This window comes from Porphyromonas sp. COT-290 OH860 (assembly GCF_000768935.1).
In the GTDB taxonomy this organism is placed as follows: Bacteria; Bacteroidota; Bacteroidia; order Bacteroidales; family Porphyromonadaceae; genus Porphyromonas.
On record NZ_JRAR01000041.1, the window covers coordinates 1 to 1,403 of the forward strand.

The window sequence follows — 1,403 nt, forward strand, 5'->3', positions numbered from 1 at the left end:
TACCATGTCTCTAGCAAAAGAATCTTGAACATCAGCAAGGCATCGTAGGCAGGGTTACCTACGGCATTCTGTGTCTTGGTGTACTTCTTGTTCAGCAGGGTGCGGATACCTCTCCAATCAACGCAAGCATTGATTTGGCGGAGAAAGGAGTGCTTCATCCGGTGGCGACGAACCTGAGTATATACTTGTAGGAAGCTAGGAGCTGGTTCGGTTGGTTTAGTTGCCATGTCGATACAGTTAATTACGTATTAAAGATAGTAATAATCACGTGAGTTCGGTATAAGAATTCCAATCAATCTCCTAAATATAAGGCTGATATACAAATGCCAGATGAGCAATATCAAGAAATTTAGAGTGTTTCTAGACTGAAGACTCTAAGGAATGATAATTATTCCGTCATTTTGTCATAACAGAGCATGAACGGACTGTTCTTATTACAATATAATATGCTTAAAATCAGCTTTCAGAACTTCTCTCGACTCTTATTCTTATACCGAACTCACGTTAATAATCAGGTATATATGCAACATATCTAGCCGAAAAGAGGCAAAATGCCGTGCAACGGTCTCTTATTTGTAGACTAGGATACAGAGATACCTCCAATACGTGAGCAGGTACTCTCTGGTAATAGCAGGTATGCCGCCTAGCCAGCTTTATCCACTTGCTCATCAATCTTGGGGATTACATTCTTTAACTATTTCTAGTCTATTCAGACCAAGCCCAGACGACTCTCTAGAAAAACCACCCGACCTCGTATGAGCGCCGTAGAGGCATCTGCATTGCGTTCACTGCTGTTGGGGCACTTCACCCTAGCCCTATGGAAATCGTCGCCTTAAACGCATTGTTTTTAACTATCTAGAAAGCATGTGTTTATATCATTTTCTTGAGTGATTGTATGCTTTTTGGGCACACTTAAAGCATTTTCTTCCCATCAATCTGCTTCGATTAGTGGACACATCGTCGAGGATTAGCCCTCCAATGTCAGACAATCCTCCCATCAATGAGGCGAGTGAACGCCGCCAATCTTTATCAACTGCTCTCCCATTACACCAAATTTAAGGTTAATTCATTAACACTCTTTAACCAAAAAGAGACCGTTGCACGGCATTTTGCCCCTTTTCGGCTAGAAACGTTGTGTATATCCCTGATTATTAATATCTTTAATATGTAATTAATTGTATCGACATGGCAACCAAACCAACCGAACAAGCTCCGAGCGAAAGCGACTGATGGTGCTATGAGCGGGAGAGGGATAGCCAAGATCTAAGCCTGGGAATTCACTGAAAAGCAGAGAATCGTTGATACGTTCCTCAACCTCATAATCGCTCAAACCATACCATGTCTCTAGCAAAAGAATCTTGAACATCAGCAAGGCATCGTAGGCAGGGTTACCTACGGCATTC

The 1,403-nt window shown here is 42.1% G+C and carries 2 pseudogenes; both read right to left on the reverse strand.

Annotated elements, in window-relative coordinates:
- Positions 1 to 122: pseudogene (locus HQ41_RS04235) on the reverse strand (IS5/IS1182 family transposase); the annotation flags it as partial.
- Positions 123 to 1,198: 1,076 nt separating this feature from the next.
- A pseudogene (locus tag HQ41_RS04240) lies at positions 1,199 to 1,403 on the reverse strand (transposase); the annotation flags it as partial.